Origin of the sequence: Enterobacter cloacae complex sp. 2024EL-00227 (assembly GCF_043945315.1) — a bacterium.
Lineage (GTDB): Bacteria > Pseudomonadota > Gammaproteobacteria > Enterobacterales > Enterobacteriaceae > Enterobacter > Enterobacter roggenkampii.
In genome coordinates, this window is sequence record NZ_JBIMQP010000020.1 from 23,847 (window position 1) to 45,207 (window position 21,361).

The following is a 21,361-nucleotide window of genomic DNA, read 5'->3' on the forward strand; positions in this document are numbered from 1 at the left end:
GATTAATAAATTTAATTTAATTCATGAGCTAAATGCTTTGGAATGATTTGCATACAAATTAAAGGGTTTCTTGACCGGTCGTGCGGTTCTTTGACCGTCTCATTCATCAGGGTATTCATCCTTTCGGGTTGTGAGGTTAATTAACTGTTTGTCTGTTTTACATTTCGACGGCTGCTGAAATATGAAAACATGTATTGAGCAGTAAGATTTTCCCCGCAGTGATTATCCTTTTCCGGCGAACGGCAGGGTAGCGAAGATTTTTATAAAATTACGCGCGAAATAGTATAACTTCGTCAGTTTCTGCCGATAACGAGGGTAAGACTCGCCTCTGGGCGAATTCACCCTCACGGCAAGGAAGACTTATGAATATGCTCCGTAATTTCACGATCCGTTTCGTCATGCTGGCGATTCTCGGGATCTTTTGTTTAATGTGGGCGGGTGTTGGGCTGTACAGCACCTGGTCTCTGTCTCGCGTTTCAGATGGCAACGAGGTGGACCGCCAGCTGGTCAAGCAGATGACGGTGCTCAGCCAGGGCAACGATCAGTATTTCCGCTTTGTGACCCGTCTGAGCCGCGCAATGGAAGTCAAAGCCGCAGGCGGCACGCCGGATCTGGCCTCTGCCCAGCAGGCGCTGGATAACATGGGCAAGAAGCTGGCCGAGATGAAGGCGATCTCCCCAGGCCCAATGGATCCCCAGGTCTCTTCCCGGGTGATCGGTGCCTGGCAGGCGCTGCTCGAACAGGGCGTGACGCCGCAAATGCAGCAGGCGAAACTGGGCGCGCTGGACGGCTATCGTCAGCAGGCCAATAACGTCACGCCAACGCTGAGCCGCGCGTTCGGCGCGGCGGCTGAAGAGTTCAACAATGCTGCCGCGAAGTCGCTCGACAGCACCCGCGTGGTGGTGGACGGCCTGACCAGCATGACCCGTACGGTGATTATCGTCGCCACGATCGTCGGTCTGCTGATCCTGCTCTTCACCGACCGTTACCTGGTCGCGATGCTGGTCAAACCGCTGGACCGCATTCGCCAGCAGTTCCGCCAGATTGCTCAGGGCGATCTCAGCCAGCCCATTGAACCGTTCGGCCGCAACTGCGTGGGACAGCTGGTGCCGCTGCTGAGCGCCATGCAGGACAGCCTGCGCGAGGCGGTCAGCACGATCCGCTCCGGCAGTGAAAATATCTGGCGCGGGGCGACGGAGATTTCCAGCGGTAACAACGATCTCTCCTCCCGTACCGAAGAGCAGGCGGCGGCGCTGGAAGAGACGGCAGCCAGCATGGAACAGCTGACCGCTACGGTGAAACTGAACGCGGAGAGCGCCCGCCAGGCAAGCCAGCTGGCCGATGTGGCCTCAACCACCGCCAGCCGCGGCGGTTCGCTGGTGGAAGAGGTGGTAAGCACCATGAGCGGTATTTCGGAAAGCTCGAAGAAAATTGCTGAAATCACCAACGTCATTAACAGCATTGCCTTCCAGACCAATATTCTGGCACTTAACGCGGCGGTTGAAGCAGCACGCGCGGGCGAACAGGGGCGCGGCTTCGCCGTCGTCGCGGGCGAAGTCCGCAACCTGGCAAGCCGCAGCGCCAACGCGGCGAAAGAGATTGAGGGGCTGATTACCGACTCCGTGTCCCGCGTCGAGCAGGGTGCAAAGCTGGTAAGCGACACGGGGACGACCATGGATGCGATTTTGCGGGACGTGACGGAAGTGACGACCATTATGAAGCAAATCGCCTCTGCCTCTGAGGAGCAGAGTAAAGGCATTTCGCAGGTCGGTATCGCCATTACGCAGATGGACGGCGTCACCCAGCAAAACGCCTCGCTGGTGGAGGAGGTTTCCGCGGCGGCTTCGGCGCTGGAGCGTCAGACCGAAGATCTTCAGCGCTCGGTGCAGAAGTTCCGCTTGACGGCATAACGCAACGTGATAAGGCCGCCTTGAGCGGCCTTACATTATTAACGCCTTCCCCATTCCGCGTGCTCTGAAACTGCTATTCTTTTGCTAACCCCTGACGTTCTGGACTCTCTTCTACGAGGTGTTGCTATGAACAGATCGTTATCTTTTATCCCTGTCCTTTCTCTCATTTTTCTGACGCTTTTCTCGGTTTCCACCAGCGCGACCCAGCAGGCGCAGGAGCGGCGCGTGGCGCGTGATGTCAGGCAGGAAACCCGCGACGCGTCACGGCAGGTGAAACAGACCTGCGTGGCGAACAATAACCAGAGTAATCACGACTGCCGCCAGGATAAACGTCAGATGAAACAGGCCGGGCGGCAAAAAGCGCGGGATATTAAGTATTAACATAACAGGCGAGGCGGCATGCAAGCGTATTTCTTGCCGCCTTTTTAAAAAGCGTAAGTCAATATATTTCAAATATTAAAATATTCGCTTGTAACAATATATTTGGCATTTTCTGCACATTCCAGAACATGAAAATTAATATTGTCTTAAGATTCAGTCGACATAATGAATTATCTTCTTGATACAGGAAATAATTCAATTTATGAAAAACCGTATTATTTTATTTGCTGCCCTGGCAGGTTTTGCCGTGGTCAATACAGCGATGGCCCAGAGCGTCACGGTCGATGTCCCTGCCGGGTATAAGGTCGTGATTGTTCCGCAGTCAGCCACGGTTCCTGAGGCGGTAAGCGTTGCGCCTGCACCTGTACAAACAACGTATGCCGCCCCTGCACCGGTCTATCATCCGCGTGCACGCCATGTGGCGAGCGTGGCGGAAGGAATGGTGATTGAGCATCAGTATGACGATCACCATTGATGTATTGCCCGGGTCGCATATCCGGGCCTATTTTGGAGTGGCTCTCACGCTGTTGTGTTTAATCCTGCTGTTGCAATTCGGGATATTGGGTATCCCGTTGCAGATGCCACTTCGGCGATACGCTTAAATGAGGGATTACCGTTTGGTGAAAGTGATTTGTAGAGTGATTCGCGAGAAATGCCTGCGCGTTTTGCAATGACAGTCATCCCGCCGGAGGCTTCTATAACATGTCGTAAAGCCAGCATGAATGCCTCATAGCCTCCGGGCTCGTCAATTTCAATGAAAGCCTGATGAAGATATACGGGCGCGAAATCCGGAGAATCTTTCAGGAGTTGTACCATTGCGTCATCATGGAGTACTGATTTAGCCATTGCGATTTCCTTTTATATCCTGCGCTTGTAGTCGTTGAGGTACTCAACGGCTCTTTCAATATCTGCACTTTGCTTTTTTTTCGTTCCAGTCAGTAGCACCAGACTCACTGCGCCATCTGCCGGATCGGAGACTTCGCTGAAATAGACACGGTAACCCGGCCCCTGGTTAATTCTGAGCTCTGAAACGCTCTCTCTGCATGGTTTACAATCACCATAGTTACCCGTTGACATTCTGGCGACACGCGTGGCAATCATGGCTTTTGCTATGGGATCTTTCACACTTCTTAGATATGCATCAAAAGGGTCATACCCATCAGCTGTGATGTAGTGTTTAACCTTAGCCATTATTGTAGCCTGTAGTTTACGATAAGCAAATGCATTGTAATCTTCAGGCTACGACTGGCAATTGTTAACATCGCTGCGACAGAGGGGAAATGCTATTTCGGAAAGCGGCTCGCAAAAATGCGAGATTGGGTGCGGGGTTATTACTGAACAGCCATGAGGCCGGGCACGCGCTGCGACGCCCGGCGAAGTTTATCAGTGCGTCGCTTCACCAATCAGCGCGCCCGTGCCCGCGCCAACGGCTGCACCTTTCAGCACGCTCTTGCCGGTAACCGCCGCGGCGCCTGCGCCCACGGCAGCCCCTACGGCGCCGCCTTTACGCGCGGCTTTACCTTTGTCGCCGTTTTTGAACATGGCACCCGTGCCTGCGCCAACAACGGCACCGCCAACGGTGGATTTCAGATCTTTGCCCGTGGCCGCGCCAATGGCAGCACCTGCTACCGCGCCAGCGGCGGTTTTATCGATGGCCATTCCCGAGGTGGAAAAAATGAGGGCGCTGATAACCAGCGTTGTTTTAATCAGTTTCATAACAGATCCTTTGTGACTGCTGTCGGTTGATACGTCGCTTCTCACTCTGAGGTGAGAAAAACGCACAGATAGTGCCAGCAATACCGGCTCAACCTTTAGGCCAATCATGCCCTGCGAAAGGATCTCGGTTGCCGGGCGGCGATCCGCCCGGCAGAACATTACGCCTGACGCTTATCTTCCGTATTGGTCTCGAAGTCGCTCGCCGCGTGGCGTTCGTGAAGCTGCTCGTTCAGCTCGCCGCTGGTGCGGTTAACGATGCGTCCGCGCTTAACGGCATGGCGGTTCGCCACGTCTTTCGCCCAGCGCTGCACGTTGGTGTACTTTTCTGCGTCGAGGAACTCAGCGGCGTTGTACACGCTGCCCAGCGCCACGCAGCCGAACCATGGCCAGATGGCGATATCGGCAATGGTGTACTCCTCACCCGCCACGTAGCGACCGCGCGCCAGCTGTTTATCCAGCACGTCGAACAGGCGTTTGGCTTCCATGGTAAAGCGGTCAATCGCGTACTCAATTTTCACCGGGGCATAGTTATAGAAGTGGCCAAAGCCGCCGCCGAGGAACGGCGCCGCGCCCTGCAGCCAGAACAGCCAGTTCAGCGTCTCGGTGCGTCCCGCCGGATCTTTCGGCAGGAAGTGGCCGAATTTCTCCGCCAGATAGAGCAGGATATTGCCGGATTCAAAGACGCGCGTTGGCGGGTTCGTGGAGTGGTCACGCAGCGCCGGTATTTTCGAGTTCGGGTTCACCTCCACGAAGCCGCTGGAGAACTGATCGCCCTCGCCGATGCGGATCAACCACGCGTCGTACTCCGCGCCCGTTACGCCCAGCGCCAGCAGCTCTTCGAGCATGATCGTCACCTTCTGGCCGTTCGGTGTGCCGAGCGAGTAAAGCTGCAGCGGGTGCGAACCGACAGGAAGATCTTTCTCATGGGTCGCGCCGGAAATCGGGCGGTTGATATTGGCGAACGCGCCGCCGTTGTTCTTTTTCCATTCCCACACTTTGGGTGGCTGATACGTGTTGTCTGACATGTTGGCCTGCCTTTTGAGTGATGTGTTGAGGCAGTGTAGCAGGAGATTTGTGAAGCGTTTAACGAACTGAGCGTAATCGATCTGCCGCTATTCCTTCCGGCGCTTATATATATCAAATCAGGTATAAGCTTAATCGAAAATCGCATTTTCATAATTAATGCGTAAACGGATAAAGCTGCATATGATGCTTCAACATAAATAAAAGATGCAGTCATAAACACTTTATAAGGCAAGGAGTTAGTGAGATGCGCAAGCTTCTGTTATCGGCAGTGGTTGTTTCGCTCGCGTTAGGCCTGGCGGGCTGTGATGATGCGAAAAATAAAGAGACAAATACGCCCTCAGCGGCAAAAAGCGATGCGCCAAAAGCGGGCGGTTCGCTGATTATCGGTATTACCTCCGGCGACCCGTTAGCTGTAAATCCGCTCTACGCCAGCGACCGTACCACGTTGACGATCATGCAGGCGCTCTATGCCCCGCTCTATAGCTTCAACAACGGTAAGATCGAATGGGGCCTGGCGGAAAGCCTGACGCCCTCTGCCGACAACCTGAGCTACACCCTGACGTTAAAACCCAACCTGAAATGGCAGGACGGCCAGCCGCTGACGGCGGACGACGTGGTCTTTACGTTCAACAAGCTGCTCGATGCCAAACAGCACAGCTTCTTCCGCAGCATGTTCACCTACGGCGATAAGCCGGTACAGGTAAGCAAGGTTGACGACCGCACCGTTAAGTTCACCTTACCGCAGGTCAGCGCGGCCTTTACCGGCACGCTGGTACAGATCTACCCGATCCCGCAGCACGTGTTCGCCGGCGAAGGCGACCTGGAAAAGAGCAGCAAAAACGATGCACCGGTCGGCTCCGGGCCGTTCAAATTTAAAGAGTACCGCGCCGGACAATATTATGCCCTGACCCGTTTTGACGATTACTGGAACGGCAAAGCGAAGCTAGATTCGGTGACCTACCGTTTCGCCAAAGACAGTAACGCCGCCAACCTTGCGCTGCAAAACGGTGAAATCAACCTCAAGATGGTTGACCCGCAGGATGTGAACCGCCTGAAAAATACCGGTAAGTTTGACTTCGTGGTCTATCCGGAAGGCCGTCTGGCCTATATGACGTTCAACCAGAACGTGCCGGTAATGAAGAGCAAAGAATTGCGTCAGGCCATTGCGTACGCCATCAACAAAGACGAGCTGACCCAGACCGCCTTTACCTCGCTGGACTACGCCAAACCCGCGACGTCCTTCCTGACGCCCGATACGCTTTACAAGACGGATGACGTCGAGCAATACACATTCGACCTGCAAAAAGCTAAAGAGCTGCTTAAAGCGTCCGGCGCGCCGGACAACCTCAAGCTGCGCCTGGCGTATGTGAATACCAACAAAACCCAGGAGAGCATGGCGCTCTACATTCAGCAGGCGCTGAAGGGCATTGGGGTGAACGTGGAGCTGATGCCGCTGGACTCCAACGCCATGTCCCAGCGCAGCCTCGATATGAACAACACCGCGTGGGAGCTGAACCTGGGCGGCTACATCATGGGCTCAGAGCCGGACGGCTACAAATCGCTGTTCATGAGCAACGAAGCCTATAACTACGCGCACTACAAAAATCCGCAGTTTGATGCCCTGTGGGATAAAGGCGCCGTGGAAACCGACGCCGCGAAACGTGCCGATATCTACAAGCAAATTCAGCAGATCGTGGCGAACGACATGACGTACTACCCGATCGCCTATACCAATGCGACCGTCGCGGTAGACAAGCGTTTCGGCGGCACCCAGGAAGCGGAGCCGAAACCGGTCTATCTGTTCCAGGATCTGTCAAAAATCTATCAGAAATAAGCGATTGCCCCGGCCATCGGGTCGGGGCCTTGGTAAGGGCATGTCGTGAACACACTTCTCACGCGTCGGCTGCTGCAGCTGCTGCCGATGCTGTTCTTTATTTCGCTGGTGGCGTTTTTGCTGGTCAAGCTCGCGCCCGGCGATCCGGTGGCGGCGTACATCACACCGCGCATGGCTCCGGAAGATATCGAACGTATTCGCCAGAGCCTGGGGCTGGATAAGCCGCTGGTCACGCAGTACGTTCTGTGGCTGAAGAACGTCCTGCGGGGCGATCTCGGCTATTCGCTGATTTACCACCGCCCGGTGCTGGAGATGATCGGCGAACGCATTCCGGCCACGCTGGGGCTGATGGGCGCGTCGCTGCTGCTGGCGATCGTGCTGGCGATCCCGCTGGGCCTGCTGGCGGGGGCATTTAAGCACCGCTGGCTGGATCACCTGCTGAACCTGTTCGCCTATATCGGCATCTCGGTGCCGATTTTCTGGTTCGGCATTTTGCTCATTACGGTCTTTGCCGTGCAGCTTAACTGGTTCCCCAGCATGGGAATGCGCACCATCGGCATGGAGGATAATGCGCTGGACGTGCTGCGCCACGGCGTGCTGCCGTGTATTGCCCTCACGTTCTACAACCTCTCCAGCTACGTGCGCTACATCCGCTCCAACACCATCTCGCAGCTCTCTGCCGACTACGTGCAGACCCAGCTGGCCTACGGCGCCACGCGTTCCAGCATTCTGTTCCGCCACGTGCTGAAAAACGTGCTGCTGCCGGTGATCACCCTGTTCGGATTGTCGTTCGGTGAGCTGATTGTGGGGGCCTACGTGACGGAAAGCGTCTTCTCCTGGCCGGGGATGGGGCTGCTCGGGATCCAGTCGATCGCTTCGCTGGACTACCCGCTGATCATGGCGATCATCATGCTCTCGTCGATGATGCTGATCGTCGGTAACCTGATCGCCGATCTGCTTTATCGCTTCGCCGATCCCCGCATTCGTACGCTGAGGTAACCCGCATGAGCAGACGCTGGCAGCAGGTTCGTCACCAGCTGCGCCGCAACCGTCCGGCGCAGTTCTCCCTGTTTGTGCTTTTTATATTTGTTATCGCCGCGCTCTGTGCGGGCTTGAGTCCGTACGATCCGGATCGGATGGCGCTCGGCGCACGCACGCTGCCGCCGGATGCCGCACACTGGTTCGGCACCGACGAGTACGGGCGCGACTACTTCACCCGCGCGCTGTATGGCGGGCAGATCTCCCTGATGGTCGGTTTTCTCGCCATGCTCTTTTCCACGCTTATCGGCACGGTGGTGGGAACGGTGAGCGGCTACTTTGGCGGCTGGCTGGACAACCTGATGATGCGCGCCGTGGATATCCTGATGGCCATTCCGGCCTTCTTCCTGCTGCTGGTGGTGAATGCTTACCTCAAGCCGGGCGTGGATAACATCATTCTGATCATCAGCCTGCTGACGTGGATGAACATGTCGCGGCTGGTGCGCGCAGAAACCCTGTCGGTGAAAGAGCGCGAGTATGTGCTTTATGCCCGCGCGTCGGGGGAGCACCCGCTGCGCATTATCGTGCGCCACATTATTCCCGGCGTGCTGCCGACCATTATCGTGGCCGCCACGCTCAATATCGCCTCGGCCATTCTGATGGAGTCGACGCTCAGCTTCTTAGGGCTGGGCGTACAGGCACCGGCGGCGTCGTGGGGAAGCATGCTTAACAACGCCCAGTCTTATATTGGCGAAGCGTCGTGGCTGGCGATGTTCCCCGGCATCCTGATCCTGCTGACGGTGTTCAGCTTTAACGTGCTGGGCGATGTGTTCCGTACCGCCTTTGAGCCAGGAGCGAATCGCGATGAGTAGCTTATTAGCGCTGGAGAATCTGCAAACCACCTTCCGCACCCGCGAGGGCGAGGTTCACGCGGTGCGCGGCGTGAGCTTTCAGGTGCAGCCGGGGGAACTCGTCGGCATCGTCGGCGAGTCGGGCTGCGGGAAAAGCGTCACCTGTAAGTCCATCATTCAGCTTCTGGGGAGCAACGGACGGATAACCGGCGGCAGCATTCGCTTCCAGAATGACGATCTGGCGCAGAAAACGCCCGCGCAGATGCGCGCCATTCGCGGCAACGAGATCGCGATGATTTTCCAGGATCCAATGACCGCCCTGAATCCGGTGCTGACCATCGGCAAACAGATGGCAGAGATCCTGATGCGCAATAAAGGGCTCACCAAAAGAGCGGCCAAAGCGGCGGCGATCGCCATGCTGGAACAGGTGGGCATTGCCGAGGCGGAACGCCGATACGATCAGTATCCCCACGAGTTCAGCGGCGGGATGCGCCAGCGGGTGATGATCGCCATTGCGCTCTCCTGCAACCCGAAGCTGCTTATTGCCGATGAGCCGACCACCGCGCTGGACGTTACCATTCAGGCGCAGATCCTGCGTCTGCTGAAAAGCCTGCAACAGCAGACCCAAACCGCGATTCTGCTGATCACCCACGATCTCGGCGTGGTGGCGCAGGTCTGCAGCCGCGTGGTGGTGATGTACGGCGGGCTGGTGATGGAGGAGGGGAGCGTGGAGGACATTTTTTATCGCCCTGCGCATCCTTATACCCAGGGGCTGCTGGCCTCGCTGCCGCGCCCGGATGAGGTCAACCAACGTTTATCGCCCATTGAAGGCGCACCGCCTGGCCTGCTTAACCCGCCGCCGGGCTGTCCGTTCGCCGAACGCTGCCCGAAACGCATGCCCCAGTGTGAACGGCAGCCCGCTTTTTACGCCATGGGTGAAGGCCATCGCGCCGCCTGCTGGCTATGGGCCGATAAGGAGATTCAGGCATGAGTGAACAACAGGCCCCTTTAGTAAGCGTGCGCGATCTGCGCAAACACTATCCGCTTAACGGCGGTTTGCTGCGTAAAGGCGCGGCGGTGAAGGCGGTTGATGGCGTGAGCTTTGATATCCAGCCCGGCGAGACGTTTGGCCTGGTGGGTGAGTCCGGCTGCGGGAAATCCACCCTCGGGCGCGCCATTCTGCGCCTTTTCGATATCACCGCGGGCGAGATCCACTTTGCCGGACAGGCGATTGCCCATGCTCGCGAAAGAGAGCTCAAGCCGCTGCGTAAGCGGATGCAGGCGATTTTTCAGGATCCTTACTCCTCGCTCAACCCCGGCATGACGGTGCGGCAGCTGGTGGCTGAGCCGATGCAGATCCACGGCTACAGTCGTGAAGAACAGCGCGAACGGACGGAAACGCTGCTCTACAAAGTGGGGCTCAAGCAGGAGCACCTTGAGCGGTTCCCGCATGAGTTCAGCGGCGGGCAGCGCCAGCGCATCAGTATTGCCCGCGCGTTGTCCGTGCGTCCTGAATTTGTGCTGTGCGACGAGCCGCTCTCGGCGCTGGACGTCTCGGTGCAGGCGCAGGTGGTGAATATTCTGCAGGATCTGCAGCAGGAGCTGGGGCTGACCTATCTGTTCATCGCCCACGATCTCTCGATGGTGCGCCATATCTCCAGCCGCATTGGAGTGATGTACCTCGGTAAGCTGGTGGAGGTTGCCCCGGCGAATGAACTGTATCAGCGTCCGGCGCACCCTTATACCCGCGCGCTGCTGGCGGCGGTTCCCCAGCCCGACCCGCGCATTCGCAACCTCGAAGACGCAACCCTGCGCGGCGAAATGCCCGGCCCTACGTCCGCGCTGCCGGGCTGTAAGTTCTGCAGCCGCTGCCCGCACGCCATGCCGGTTTGCCAGACGCAGGAGCCAGCGATGCAGGAGATCGCGCCAGGGCATTTCGCGGCGTGCTGGCTGTTTAAGATGTGAGCCTTAAACGTGTCGGGTGGCGCTTCGCTTACCCGACCTACAGGGTTTTGCGTTTTGTCGGCCGGGTAAGGCGAATTATTTACCACGCAGGTGTATGATAAACGCTCCTCTGTCAGGTTAATTACAACGTGCAGACGACGACAACCCATAAAAATTGCCGCCTGCCTGTTTTAGGTTGGATACATGCGTAAAGGAACGTTAAGCAGTGATGCGCCATTCGGGACATTGTTAGGCTATGCGCCCGGTGGCGTGGCGATTTACTCTTCAAATTACGGCAGTCTGGACCCGCGAAACTATCCGGAAGATGCGGATTTCCGCAGCTATATCGGCAACGAATACATGGGCCACAAGTGGCAGTGCGTTGAGTTTGCCCGCCGTTTCCTGTTCCTCAACTATGGCTTTGTGTTTACCGACGTCGGTATGGCGTGGGAAATTTTCTCTCTGCGCTTTTTGCGTCAGGTGGTGAACGATAACATTCTGCCCCTTCAGGCGTTTGCCAACGGCTCAAAACGCGCGCCGCGCGCCGGGGCGCTGCTGATCTGGCAAAAGGGCGGCGAGTTTCACGAGACCGGCCACGTGGCGGTGATCACCCAGCTTCTGGACGATAAGGTGCGTATCGCCGAGCAGAACGTGATTCACTCCCCGCTGTCGCTCGGGCAGCAGTGGACGCGCGAGCTGCGCCTGAGCGTGGAGAACGGGTGTTACACCCTCCACGACACCTTCAGCGACACGGAAATTCTCGGCTGGATGATCCAGACCGACGACACAGAACACAGCATTCCGCAGCCGGAAATCGACGGCGAACTGCTGAAAATCAGCGGCGCGCGGCTGAAAAACACACGTCAGTTCGACGGGAAATGGCTCAACGAAAATGACGCGCTGCAGCAGGCGTATATTCGCGCCAACGGTCACGTGATCAACAAAGATCCCTGCCAGTACTTCACCATTACCGAAAGCGCCGAACAGGAGCTGATCAAAGCCACCAACGAGCTGCACCTGATGTACCTGCACGCGACGGACAAGGTGCTGAAAGACGACAGCCTGCTGGCGCTTTTCGACATCCCGAAAATCCTCTGGCCGCGCCTGCGCCTCTCCTGGCAGTGGCGCCGTCACCATATGATCACCGGTCGTATGGATTTTTGCATGGATGAGCGCGGCATCAAGGTCTACGAGTACAACGCGGACTCCGCGTCCTGTCATACCGAGGGCGGGCTTATCCTTGAGGAGTGGGTGAAAAACGGCTATCGCGGCAACGGGCATAACCCGGCGGAAGGCCTGCTGGAAGAGCTGACCGGCGCCTGGAAGCACAGCCACGCGCGGCCGTTCGTGCACATCATGCAGGACAACGATGTCGAAGAGGACTATCACGCGCTCTTTATCCAGCGTTCTCTGCTGCAGGCCGGGTTCGAGACCAAAATCCTCCACGGTCTGGGGGCGCTCAGCTGGGATGCCGCCGGACAGCTGATTGACGACGAGGGTCGCCACGTCAACTGCGTGTGGAAAACCTGGGCGTGGGAGACGGCGATTGAGCAGATCCGCGAGGTCAGCGAAACCGAATACGCGGCGGTGCCGATCCGCACCGGGCATCCTGAAGGCGAAGTGCGCCTGATTGACGTCCTGCTGCGCCCGGAGGTGCTGGTCTTTGAACCCCTGTGGACCGTTATTCCCGGCAACAAGGCGATTCTTCCGGTGCTGTGGCAACTGTTCCCGAATCACCGTTACCTGCTCGACACCGATTTTGAGGTCAACGATCTGCTGAAGCAGACCGGATACGCCGTCAAGCCGATTGCCGGACGCTGCGGCAGCAATATCGACCTGATTAGCGCCCAGGACGAACTGCTGGATAAATCCAGCGGCAAGTTTGTCGACCGTAAAAACATCTACCAGCAGCTGTGGTGCCTGCCAAACGTCGACGGCAAGTACATTCAGGTCTGTACCTTTACCGTGGGCGGGAACTACGGTGGGACCTGCCTGCGCGGCGATGACTCACTGGTGGTGAAGAAAGAGAGCGATATTGAGCCGCTGATCGTGGTTAAAGATAAGTAGCTCTTACCCGCAATAAAAAAGCCCCCGCAGGGCATCCTGCGGGGGCTTTTCGTTACTGTTCTTCCTCTTCCTGCCCGTTGATTTTCAGATCGATGATGCGGCCAATCTGGTCATGATAGACCGTCAGCAGGTTGTACTGGCTCATCTCAGAGATGATCTGCGGTGAGACATTAAAGCTGCGGGCCAGCTCCTCCTGGTGAAAATAGCCCGGCTGACGCCGCCTCGCGTGGGCCCGACGGCGATTGTACTGATACCACAAAATCAGCAGCCAGCCGTTGAGCGCGGCGAACAGCAGGTAGAGCAACACCGTATTAAAGGACGCAATAATCACGCTCCAGCGGTGGTCGCTCTCCTCGGTGAGCTGCATCCAGAGCCGGGCATACAGGAAAAACAGAAAGCCTCCCCACGCCACCAGCGTTAACGCGGCATCGAAAAGACGTGGCAACAGCCGATGTTCGGTCAGAATTAAGGTATTTTCGTTCATTAAATGCGTCCTTTTCCCCGGTCCGGACTGATCCAGCGCGCGCGGGCGCGCTGGCGTTTAAGCATGACTTTTGGAAATGCGACGAGGGTGGTGAACAGGCCGATCATCCAGTACACCATCGGGAACCAGATCACCCAGAAAAGCGAGCTGGCCACCTTCCGTTCATAGCGACGCTCGATGAACAGGCTGACCAGGAACTGCAGCAGGCACATCACGCCCAGCAGCAGCCCGGTAAACTCCGGTGGAAAGAGGCTCTCCACGGTCAGCCTGGCGGGAATCGGCGTGATATGGCTGAGGATAAATAACAGCACCGTCATGGCGTAGGCGAAGGCCCACAGCGTTGACAGGGCATACTCAAGAAACAGGGGCCACATGCGGTGATGCTCCCAGCGCACTATCTTGCGAAGGTTGACCAGAAACACCTCCGCACCGCCCTGGGCCCAGCGCAGACGCTGTTTCCACAGGCCCTTCAGCGTCTCCGGCATCAGGATCCAGCACAGCGCCCGCGGCTCGAAAAAGATATCCCAGTGGCGCAGCTGGAGCTTCCAGCTGATGTCGATGTCTTCGGTGATCATGTCCGGGCTCCAGTACCCGACGTCCGCCAGCGCCTGTCGGCGAAAGGCGGCGATGACGCCCGAGACGGTAAAGACCCGGCCATAGATCCGCTGCGTCCGCTTGATGAGCCCGATAATCGATGAGAACTCGCCCACCTGAATGCGGCCAATCAGCGTGGAGCGCGTGCGGATACGCGGATTCCCGGTGACCGCCCCGACGTGGGGATACTGAATCAGCGGGGCCACCAGATACGCTGCCGTATCGCGGTCGAGCAGGGCGTCGCCGTCAATGCAGACCAGCAGATCGCCCCGGGCCGCCGCTGCCCCGGCTTTGAGCGCCAGCGCTTTCCCCTGGTTTTCCGCGAGATTAATCACCCGCAGGCGCGGATGTTCCTGCGCCAGCGCCTGCAGCACCTGCGCGGTGTTGTCAGACGAGCCGTCGTTGATGGCGATAACTTCGATATTTTCATACCGCTGATCCAGCGCGGCGCTGATGGTCTCCCGGGCATTTCGTCCCTCGTTAAAGCAGGGGATCAGAATGGAGATGAGCGGCTCACCGGCGAGCGTCGGGGCGGGCGTCTCTTTCTCCCACGACCAGTGGCGTTCAAGCTGAAACCAGAAATAGAGCCCGCCGGTTATCCAGAGCACCGACATGAACAGCGGCCAGAAGAACACAAAATCCAGAATCAGCTCGCCGGTAAAGAGGGCGGCCACGCCTAACGGCAACCCGAATACCAGACATAAAATGGAAAAGGCGATAATGCGATCAGTCATTGTCAGGGTACCAGTATGAAGAAAATACAGGCCTGATGCGTGAGATATCAGGTTGGTTGTTGATGAAATCGTCGGGGTAGTAGCCGTAGTTTTTGACGCCGTTCAGCTGGAGCACGCGCATCCACTGTGCCAGCTGGCTGTCGGAAACGGCGCGCTGCGGTTTCCGCTCCCAGTCCCGGGCCTGCAGCTCGAAAATGGTTTTATCGAGCGCGCCGGGACGCGCGGCGACCGCTTTCACCAGACGCGTCAGCCAGGCATCGCTCTCGTCTGCCGGGACGGACTCCATCAGCGGCATGGCCATCGGCACCGTCCAGTCATACTCCGCCAGAAAATCGTCAAGATTCTGGGCGAACCACGCCTCGCTTTCGGGCTGCAGAATGGGCAAGGCGAACATGTTGCGCGCGGTTTTTATCTGCGGGCCACGGATATGCTTCACCGCGAGGCTCAGGGCGTGGATAAACCCGATAAGCGTCTGGCTTTTCTGACGTGTTGTGCTCTGAGGGCCATCGTCCACGTCCGTCAGCACCGCATCGTCATGGAATAAGATCCCGTTGAAGCTGGCGTAGCGGGAAAGATCTTCATAGATATCCGTCACCTGCTCGCGCACCTGCGGGTCCCACGGGGAGAGCCGGATATAGGGATCGGTGGCTTCGCGCCGCTGGCCTGACGAGCGGTCCCGACGCTGCACGCGCGGCAGGGCAGGATCGAGATCGAACGAGAGCACCGGCATCCACGCGAAGACTTTCACGCCCGCCCGGGTTTGCAGCTGCCAGGAGACAAAATTAAAGAGATCGGCCCGGACCGGCAGCTGGCGGTTGGGGAAATAGAGCGCCTTGATCCTGCCGTCGCCCTGCGGGTCGGCAAACGCCTGCAGGAAAACATGGCTGATTTTCATGTCGTAGACCCGCTGGATCAGCCTGTTGATATTTTGCGTCTGCTGGGCTGGATTGGGATCGTAAACGTAGTCGAGATCGACGTGCATGACGCGCACGGGTTCGCGCTCCTGAACCTGGCTGACCGTACTGGCAAACGCCTTAAGCGAGGGATTGCCGGCGATCAGCAGCCGGGGGATGTTTCCCAGCTCCTGCACGTTCCCCAGCCCGTCCTCAAGGGTAAAGGCCAGCTGATAACCCTGCTGTCTGGCGATGGCGAGCGACGTGCCGTTGGCGGCACCGTAGGGCCAGACCCAGGCGCGCGGCGCCTTGCCCGTCACCTGCGTGATTTTTTCAGTCACTTTGTGAACGTCATCGCCGATCCGCTGGCTGAACTGCCGATCGGTTTCATAGCGGCCCGTCGCTTTATCGTAAAAGCGGTTGGCGATGGCGGGTTCGCGGCTGCCCTGCGGGTTGGCAACAATGCCGTAATGCGAGGCCCAGGTGTGCGACCCGATCTCAATCAGCGGAGACCGGCTGAGCTCGCGCACCATATCCCACGTCGCGAAGCGATCGCGGGGCGTCATCAGACCGCCGAAGTTAACTTTTTGATTTTCCGGCGTATCCACCCAGCTGCCCACCGGCGCCCAGAGCGCAGGGACGTTCCACGCCTGAAGCAGTGGCCAGACGCGGGTGTAAAAGCTGCTGTAGCCATCGTCAAAGCTGAGCAGAACGGCTTTGGGCGGCAGCGTTTTTTTTCCGTCATGGGCATCCAGAATGTCCTGCACGCTGATGACGTGATAACCGTTGTGCAGCAGCCAGCTTATCTGCTCGTTTAGCGCGCTGGTGCGCACGGAGAGGTAGCGCTGATCGGCGGCATCGTCTTCGACGTCGTGGTAGGCCAGCACCAGAAACTGGTTCTGCGGCCAGGGTTTGCTCGCCTCCAGCTGCGGCCGATCTTTGGGCGCAATAAACGAAAATGCCTGCGCGCAGACATTTGCGCTGAGGCAGAGCCAGCCGATGAGTATCAGGCTCGCGGAAAAACGTGTGTTCATTATCATCATCCTTAAAAGCGTAAAGTCGCATCAAACGTGACGGAGAGGTTGCTCTCGCGTTTGCCGTCGTAAGGGCGCTTGTCCCAGTTCAGCATCACGCCGGTATCCATGACGTTGTTCCACTGAACGCGTTGTCCGTAACCCAGCAGGGCGATGGCACCAGCGGACTGATTTTTCTGCCAGTAGCGGCCGCCTCCCGCCACGAACTGCTGGCTCCAGAGGGTGTCGTAATGGCGATACATCTCATGGTCTACGGCCAGGGCGGCCGTCACGGAAAGATCCCGTGCCGGGTTGTAATAGAGGGTGTCCCGCAGGCTGTTTTTGCTGGCGGCGATCCCCGGTTCGAGATCCAGCGTCAGGGACGGGGTCTGCCAGAGACGCTCCTTGCCCGTGAGGGTGTATTCCTGTCGGCGGTTATGATCCGAGAAGCGGCTGAGGGCGGCGCTGAACTGATACTCACGGCGCTCGTTTTGATACCAGCGCACGCCGCCTTCCCCCCGGTTGGCGCTGATCCCGTTGCGTAACGCTCGCAGGGGCGTGGTGCGCGACAGGCGCTCAAGGCTGCCGCTGACCTGCCAGCTATCGGTGAGGCTGTACGTCGTTGAGAGGCGAGCGCCCGGCTTGTTCGCCCCGTGATAGCGGTTGCTTGAGAGCTCGGCTTCGAGCTGGAGATCGCGTGGCCGCCATTCGATGCCGCCCAACAGGTGACGGCTGGTGCCTTTGCCTTCATCGAAATTGCCCTCTGCATAGCGGGTGCCGGCAAACAGCCGCCAGTTATCTGCTATGGGCGGGCCATAGAGCGTGGCGTCCCAGTTGAGGTCGTGCGTCCCACTGACGGGGTTATCGGAGTGCAAACCCTTGCTCGCGTTGAGGCGCAGCTCGGACATATGGTGGACGGTGCGGAGCCTGTCCAGACGCCTTGCGCTGCGATCGCGCGGCGCGCGGGCAACGACGTCGTCGGCCAGTAAATCCATCTGCCGCCACTCCTGCAGATCCATGGCGACGTAAGCCTGCTGCTGCTCAAGCTCCAGATTCGAGGGCTCCAGCGCCTCCGCCATTTTCAGCGTTTGCTCGGCCGCGCGCGGCAGGCCTCGCGCCTGCAGCAGGGTAGCGTAGTCAATCTGCAAACCCTGATTGCCCGGTGCCGTTGTCGCCATACGTCGCGCCAGCTTTTCGGCTTCCGGCAGGGCATTCGTCGCCAGCAAATAGTTAAAACGGAGCGACTGACCGGTAAGCCACCGATCGTTCGGCTGAGGGGTAGGAGAACCGAAATCGTAACGGGTCCAGGGAACGTTGCGGGTGTGGCGCTCTGCATACCGGCGGGCGGACGGATACTCTCCCGTATCCAGCCAGGCGTAGAAAAGCGCGTGCTCCTCGTCCTGCGGATCGGATGCATACTGCGGATAGCGTTGCAGAAGCGCGAAGGCGGCGGCAGCGTTTTTCTCCTGCAGATATGCGGAGATCACCCAGCCGATTGCCCAGCCCGGCACCGGATGCCGGGCTGCCGTCAGATCCTGATATTCGCTGATGACCCGCGGGTAATCGGCATGGGCATACAGCGCGCCGAGCCGGTCGATACGCGCAAGCACGACGTCTTCCGCCGCCTGCGGCTCGCTCTGCCAGCGAGACAGCAGCGCGTCGTAACGATTCAGCGCAGATTGCGCAAGCTGCAGGCGCTCCTTTTCTGTTCTGCCCGGCACGTCTGCAAGGCGAACGCTTTCGGCGGCGGCATTCAGCTCAAGACGACGACGCTCCGCGGGGGCTAGCGCCACCTTTTGTGAAAGCAGGAGCGCGGGGGTATTGACCCGGTTATCCGTTAGCGCGTCGACCCGCTCGCGGAGAAGCGCGTGATTTTCTGGCGCGACATACAGCGCGCGCGTGTCGGCTAAAAGCCGATCCCAGCTTTTTCCCTGGCGTAGCCAGACGTATGCCAGCGTCTGAAGATGCGCCTGCGAGGGGGCCTCCGCCACCAGCCGTCGGGCCTCCTGAAGGGCAAGCGTATCTTTACGGGCATCGGCCAGGGTTTTGATATAGCCGATACGATAATCGTCGTTATCCGGCGCAAGGCTGCGCGCTTCTTTCCAGAGCGCCAGAGCGGGCTCCCACGCTTTCTGATTTCGTCTGGCCTGCGCGACAGCCGCAACGCCGCGGGCGGGCAGCGGCATATAAATGCTGTAGCGCTGCCAGACCTGAATAACCTCGTCATCATGACCTGCCCAGGCAGCCACCTGTAACCAGTCCGCAACGTGCTCAGGCGTCAGGGCATGCTGCTGCTGATAACGCTGAAGATAATCGAGAAACGACGTGTAATTACCGTTACGCGCCTGTTGAATCTGTTGCTCATAAACGGATTCCGTCGCCTGAACCAGAACAGGAAAGAGTAATAACAGAAACAATAATGTTGGGGTGCGATAAAAGAATAATGTACTGAAGCGAAGCGATCTTTCCATATCTATTTGCCATTTGTTTATCATGAATCCATTGCATAACACGGCTGCCTTTTAACTCTGCGTTAAAGGCCATAAATGAGAACATTAAATCTGAATGCAGTAACGTTAAGGGGTACTTACTTAAAGGTAATTATGGCGCCTCATCTTAGTGGACTGGATGGGAGGTAATGTACACCCGATATGTTGCCCGATAAATATGCTGAAAAGCGGCTGTGTCGTTTTGAGATAATTCTGTAATGAGCAGTTTTTTGTGTTTATTTTGAATTGAGTGATTAATTGCAACTCATTGAAATGTAATGGTTTTATTTTTATTGTGACAGTTTTGTATATATTTTTAATGACGCTTGCTAGCCTCAATTAAAGTACTTTCTGGTGCATGTTTGGGAAGTTTCATGACAAAAATTCTTAATGTTTAGAGAAGTGACTTTTCTGCGATTGTTTTTTATTTATAATTAAAGACAGACATTGAATGATAGTCTACAGGAAGTCTTACTCATCAATGTGTGTATTGAGGGATGTCCAAAGCCAGAATACATCTATCGTTAATATAACAGCGCTATAAAACGAAGGCGGTCTTCTTTTCGCAGGATCGTTCTTGCTTTAATCTAAAAGGGATGGTTAGTGGCAACTTCAATAGTGTTAGTGACTCAGGATCGCTACCTTGTCAGGGGGATGCGGATATTTTTTCCGGATATTATCCTGCTCGATTCGATTGACAGAAACATATTTGATAACGGTGCAGATGAATATTCTGTATTGATTGATAGTCGTGCGCCGCTCCGTCTATATGATTATCTGATACGCCATCCGGCCAGAACGAAAAAAACGATCTGCTGCGTTATGCTTGATATGCGCCATCGCGAGGAGAATCTGCTCAGTATGAAGCTGTTTATGAACACGTCGCTGACGGCGCCGGACATGGCCTCGCTGTTTAACCTGGTGCTCAATATGAAGGGCCGTCGCCTGACCACGAAGTGGCTGCTGAATTTACGGCTGAGCACGCATGAAACGATCATGTTGCGGTTGCTGAGAGCAGGGATGTCAATGGAGGAGATTGCAGGCGAGCTGAATACGTCGGTGAAAAGTCTCTATCGCAAACGAATGGCGCTCTCGGAACGGCTGGGGGCGGAGAACTTCAACGAGGCGTGTTTGTTTATCTTCAAAAACAAACTGCTGGGCGCAGGTGGGAACGATCCCTGGGTTGGGGAGAGATCAAAAGCATAATTGCGGGCGGTATTCTGAGGTTTGAGAACGCTGGATGAGGACAACTTCCTGGCCTTGGGTTTGGATTTACTCTGGCTCAAAACGACACAAGGACGTTGTCATGGACACGATTGAAGAGTCTGGTCACCGCCACTGTAAGATATCTTCAACTATTTGATATAAATATAAATTTGACAAATATCGACAGGTAGCGATTTATCCGTCAAATTCAGTTAAACTTCGTCACATGTTTCAGTGAGTTATGGGATGGTTAGTAGAATGACCAGCGAAGAAGCACTTTTAAAATCAGGTTTTAGTAAACGAGATCTTCAAAAGCTAAAAAACAATATCGAGAATTACGGTGGTTCGTTTGATAGCGTAACTCATGATCTGGCCAATCGTTTTAAGGCAATGAAGTGGATAACTATTATTGCCTTTATCATACTGGCTTTAACTCTTTTACTTGCATCCAGGGATACAAGTCTGACACTTGCGCTCACGTTATTGATTGTACTACCTTTTATCTGGTATATAACGCCAGCAAAACTTGGCTACAAATCCTGGCGTTACCGTAAAATGCTGACTAATTCTGAGACGGGTCGCTGACGGACAACAGATCAAAAATAATCTTAGCTTTCACGCCGTAACCTGCTATTTTCATTGTAAGCTGCGGGCGGCTCAATGTGCTCACCTTTCGGTAATAGTCTGTGGGTAGATAACGAAACAGTCGCCAGGTACCAGGTCGCCGTAACAAGCCAAAAATGGTATACGCATTAGCGGCCAGTGAGATTGATTTGTAGACACCTAAACCATTCTCACGACTAAAGCCCATAAACTCAGCTGTAGACATCGCGGCATTCGCGACCAGCCCTTCACTGGTAGTGTTGTTCGTTGCGTAGCGAGCCACTTCTTTACTGATGCTGTTTGCCCCGTCAGTAACCAGAATCGCACCAGCAAGTACTCCGAGAGGGGTCATCGTGCCAATCAGTGTAAATCCTGCGGCTATTTCAGCACCGGCCAGGACAACACTAACTGCCGAGATAACATACCCAACAATTTTGTTATTCTCTCGGATGAACTCGACTTTCGCGTAAAGCTTCGCTGCCTTCGTTCGTAATAAACGAGCTTGTTCCAGGTGACCTGCTCCCCGTTGATTAGTACACCCCGATGTTAGTAATGTCTTCATAAGCCACATGAGGACATCCCCATGAAGAAGCGTTTTTCCGACGAACAGATCATCAGTATTCTCCGCGAAGCCGAAG

20 protein-coding genes are annotated in these 21,361 nt (G+C 56.5%); 11 read left to right on the forward strand and 9 right to left on the reverse strand.

Going from position 1 to position 21,361, the window contains the following annotated elements:
• The first annotated feature begins 362 nt into the window (after positions 1-362).
• The 3 genes from ACHH0Z_RS22860 to ACHH0Z_RS22870 all read left to right on the forward strand — a co-directional run bounded on the left by ACHH0Z_RS22860 (position 363) and on the right by ACHH0Z_RS22870 (position 2,766).
• Positions 363-1,910 (forward strand): methyl-accepting chemotaxis protein, encoded by a 1,548-nt coding sequence (locus ACHH0Z_RS22860; RefSeq protein ID WP_023326068.1) that lies wholly within the window; start codon positions 363-365, stop codon positions 1,908-1,910.
• A 126-nt stretch (positions 1,911-2,036) separates the two neighbouring features.
• Positions 2,037-2,291, forward strand: coding sequence for a hypothetical protein (locus ACHH0Z_RS22865; protein WP_045409503.1), 255 nt, complete (start codon positions 2,037-2,039; stop codon positions 2,289-2,291).
• A 202-nt stretch (positions 2,292-2,493) separates the two neighbouring features.
• On the forward strand, positions 2,494-2,766 hold the full coding sequence (locus tag ACHH0Z_RS22870; RefSeq protein WP_008499800.1) for a hypothetical protein: 273 nt from the start codon (positions 2,494-2,496) through the stop codon (positions 2,764-2,766).
• 44 nt (positions 2,767-2,810) lie between these two features.
• Here the strand turns inward: ACHH0Z_RS22870 and ACHH0Z_RS22875 are convergent, their stop codons facing one another.
• The 4 genes from ACHH0Z_RS22875 to yghU all read right to left on the reverse strand — a co-directional run bounded on the left by ACHH0Z_RS22875 (position 2,811) and on the right by yghU (position 5,032).
• Positions 2,811-3,137, reverse strand: a complete 327-nt coding sequence (locus ACHH0Z_RS22875; protein ID WP_008499799.1) for a DNA-binding protein — start codon at positions 3,135-3,137, stop codon at positions 2,811-2,813.
• Between the two features lie 12 nt (positions 3,138-3,149).
• Positions 3,150-3,482, reverse strand: coding sequence for a type II toxin-antitoxin system RelE/ParE family toxin (locus ACHH0Z_RS22880; RefSeq protein WP_008499798.1), 333 nt, complete (start codon positions 3,480-3,482; stop codon positions 3,150-3,152).
• A 192-nt stretch (positions 3,483-3,674) separates the two neighbouring features.
• Positions 3,675-4,007 (reverse strand): glycine zipper domain-containing protein, encoded by a 333-nt coding sequence (locus tag ACHH0Z_RS22885; RefSeq protein WP_008499797.1) that lies wholly within the window; start codon positions 4,005-4,007, stop codon positions 3,675-3,677.
• A gap of 158 nt (positions 4,008-4,165) precedes the next feature.
• Complete coding sequence (gene yghU / locus ACHH0Z_RS22890) at positions 4,166-5,032, reverse strand: glutathione-dependent disulfide-bond oxidoreductase (protein ID WP_008499796.1); 867 nt, start codon at positions 5,030-5,032, stop codon at positions 4,166-4,168.
• Positions 5,033-5,277: 245 nt separating this feature from the next.
• Here yghU and ACHH0Z_RS22895 point away from each other — a divergent pair, with 245 nt between their 5' ends.
• From ACHH0Z_RS22895 to gss, 6 genes are all read left to right on the forward strand, one after another.
• Positions 5,278-6,867, forward strand: a complete 1,590-nt coding sequence (locus tag ACHH0Z_RS22895; protein ID WP_045409500.1) for an ABC transporter substrate-binding protein — start codon at positions 5,278-5,280, stop codon at positions 6,865-6,867.
• A gap of 45 nt (positions 6,868-6,912) precedes the next feature.
• Entirely contained in the window at positions 6,913-7,866 is a 954-nt protein-coding gene (locus ACHH0Z_RS22900; protein ID WP_084832257.1) for an ABC transporter permease, read from the forward strand.
• 5 nt (positions 7,867-7,871) lie between these two features.
• Positions 7,872-8,717 (forward strand): ABC transporter permease, encoded by an 846-nt coding sequence (locus tag ACHH0Z_RS22905; RefSeq protein ID WP_008499793.1) that lies wholly within the window; start codon positions 7,872-7,874, stop codon positions 8,715-8,717.
• Positions 8,710-9,687 carry an ABC transporter ATP-binding protein gene (locus ACHH0Z_RS22910; protein ID WP_008499792.1) on the forward strand — a complete coding sequence of 326 codons (978 nt, stop codon included), beginning with the start codon at positions 8,710-8,712 and terminating at the stop codon, positions 9,685-9,687. Before ACHH0Z_RS22905 ends, ACHH0Z_RS22910 begins: the two co-directional genes overlap by 8 nt.
• Complete coding sequence (locus ACHH0Z_RS22915) at positions 9,684-10,661, forward strand: ABC transporter ATP-binding protein (RefSeq protein WP_045409497.1); 978 nt, start codon at positions 9,684-9,686, stop codon at positions 10,659-10,661. Before ACHH0Z_RS22910 ends, ACHH0Z_RS22915 begins: the two co-directional genes overlap by 4 nt.
• A gap of 183 nt (positions 10,662-10,844) precedes the next feature.
• Entirely contained in the window at positions 10,845-12,707 is a 1,863-nt protein-coding gene (gss, locus tag ACHH0Z_RS22920; protein ID WP_395149567.1) for a bifunctional glutathionylspermidine amidase/synthase, read from the forward strand.
• Positions 12,708-12,759: 52 nt separating this feature from the next.
• On the opposite strand, the gene pgaD is transcribed toward gss, so the two are convergent.
• From pgaD to pgaA, 4 genes are read right to left on the reverse strand one after another with little or no spacing between them, the layout of a single operon-like run.
• Complete coding sequence (gene pgaD, locus ACHH0Z_RS22925) at positions 12,760-13,191, reverse strand: poly-beta-1,6-N-acetyl-D-glucosamine biosynthesis protein PgaD (protein ID WP_008499789.1); 432 nt, start codon at positions 13,189-13,191, stop codon at positions 12,760-12,762.
• Positions 13,191-14,519 carry a poly-beta-1,6-N-acetyl-D-glucosamine synthase gene (gene pgaC, locus ACHH0Z_RS22930; RefSeq protein WP_045409496.1) on the reverse strand — a complete coding sequence of 443 codons (1,329 nt, stop codon included), beginning with the start codon at positions 14,517-14,519 and terminating at the stop codon, positions 13,191-13,193. Before pgaC ends, pgaD begins: the two co-directional genes overlap by 1 nt.
• On the reverse strand, positions 14,512-16,455 hold the full coding sequence (gene pgaB, locus ACHH0Z_RS22935; protein WP_163291546.1) for a poly-beta-1,6-N-acetyl-D-glucosamine N-deacetylase PgaB: 1,944 nt from the start codon (positions 16,453-16,455) through the stop codon (positions 14,512-14,514). Before pgaB ends, pgaC begins: the two co-directional genes overlap by 8 nt.
• A gap of 2 nt (positions 16,456-16,457) precedes the next feature.
• Complete coding sequence (gene pgaA / locus ACHH0Z_RS22940) at positions 16,458-18,896, reverse strand: poly-beta-1,6 N-acetyl-D-glucosamine export porin PgaA (protein WP_045409493.1); 2,439 nt, start codon at positions 18,894-18,896, stop codon at positions 16,458-16,460.
• A 672-nt stretch (positions 18,897-19,568) separates the two neighbouring features.
• On the opposite strand from pgaA, the gene ACHH0Z_RS22945 reads away from it, so the two are divergent.
• The gene (locus tag ACHH0Z_RS22945; protein WP_044597653.1) at positions 19,569-20,120 is read left to right on the forward strand and encodes a LuxR C-terminal-related transcriptional regulator; all 552 of its coding nucleotides are present in this window, start codon (positions 19,569-19,571) and stop codon (positions 20,118-20,120) included.
• Between the two features lie 258 nt (positions 20,121-20,378).
• Positions 20,379-20,705 (forward strand): hypothetical protein, encoded by a 327-nt coding sequence (locus ACHH0Z_RS22950; RefSeq protein WP_039265473.1) that lies wholly within the window; start codon positions 20,379-20,381, stop codon positions 20,703-20,705.
• On the opposite strand, the gene ACHH0Z_RS22955 is transcribed toward ACHH0Z_RS22950, so the two are convergent.
• The gene (locus tag ACHH0Z_RS22955; protein ID WP_395149568.1) at positions 20,683-21,333 is read right to left on the reverse strand and encodes a DUF4225 domain-containing protein; all 651 of its coding nucleotides are present in this window, start codon (positions 21,331-21,333) and stop codon (positions 20,683-20,685) included. The two genes, ACHH0Z_RS22950 and ACHH0Z_RS22955, sit on opposite strands and share 23 nt — an antisense overlap.
• Between the last annotated feature and the right edge of the window lie 28 nt (positions 21,334-21,361).

Coding starts and splice junctions, on each gene's coding strand:
- ACHH0Z_RS22895 (WP_045409500.1), top strand. CDS start 5,278: ATGCGCAAGCTTCTGTTATCGGCAGTGGTTGTTTCGCTCGCGTTAGGC.
- ACHH0Z_RS22880 (WP_008499798.1), bottom strand. CDS start 3,482: ATGGCTAAGGTTAAACACTACATCACAGCTGATGGGTATGACCCTTTT.
- ACHH0Z_RS22875 (WP_008499799.1), bottom strand. CDS start 3,137: ATGGCTAAATCAGTACTCCATGATGACGCAATGGTACAACTCCTGAAA.
- gss (WP_395149567.1), top strand. CDS start 10,845: ATGCGTAAAGGAACGTTAAGCAGTGATGCGCCATTCGGGACATTGTTA.
- ACHH0Z_RS22905 (WP_008499793.1), top strand. CDS start 7,872: ATGAGCAGACGCTGGCAGCAGGTTCGTCACCAGCTGCGCCGCAACCGT.
- ACHH0Z_RS22870 (WP_008499800.1), top strand. CDS start 2,494: ATGAAAAACCGTATTATTTTATTTGCTGCCCTGGCAGGTTTTGCCGTG.
- pgaD (WP_008499789.1), bottom strand. CDS start 13,191: ATGAACGAAAATACCTTAATTCTGACCGAACATCGGCTGTTGCCACGT.
- ACHH0Z_RS22915 (WP_045409497.1), top strand. CDS start 9,684: ATGAGTGAACAACAGGCCCCTTTAGTAAGCGTGCGCGATCTGCGCAAA.
- ACHH0Z_RS22865 (WP_045409503.1), top strand. CDS start 2,037: ATGAACAGATCGTTATCTTTTATCCCTGTCCTTTCTCTCATTTTTCTG.
- ACHH0Z_RS22945 (WP_044597653.1), top strand. CDS start 19,569: ATGCGGATATTTTTTCCGGATATTATCCTGCTCGATTCGATTGACAGA.
- pgaA (WP_045409493.1), bottom strand. CDS start 18,896: ATGGAAAGATCGCTTCGCTTCAGTACATTATTCTTTTATCGCACCCCA.
- ACHH0Z_RS22860 (WP_023326068.1), top strand. CDS start 363: ATGAATATGCTCCGTAATTTCACGATCCGTTTCGTCATGCTGGCGATT.
- pgaC (WP_045409496.1), bottom strand. CDS start 14,519: ATGACTGATCGCATTATCGCCTTTTCCATTTTATGTCTGGTATTCGGG.
- ACHH0Z_RS22950 (WP_039265473.1), top strand. CDS start 20,379: ATGACCAGCGAAGAAGCACTTTTAAAATCAGGTTTTAGTAAACGAGAT.
- ACHH0Z_RS22885 (WP_008499797.1), bottom strand. CDS start 4,007: ATGAAACTGATTAAAACAACGCTGGTTATCAGCGCCCTCATTTTTTCC.
- pgaB (WP_163291546.1), bottom strand. CDS start 16,455: ATGATGATAATGAACACACGTTTTTCCGCGAGCCTGATACTCATCGGC.
- ACHH0Z_RS22910 (WP_008499792.1), top strand. CDS start 8,710: ATGAGTAGCTTATTAGCGCTGGAGAATCTGCAAACCACCTTCCGCACC.
- yghU (WP_008499796.1), bottom strand. CDS start 5,032: ATGTCAGACAACACGTATCAGCCACCCAAAGTGTGGGAATGGAAAAAG.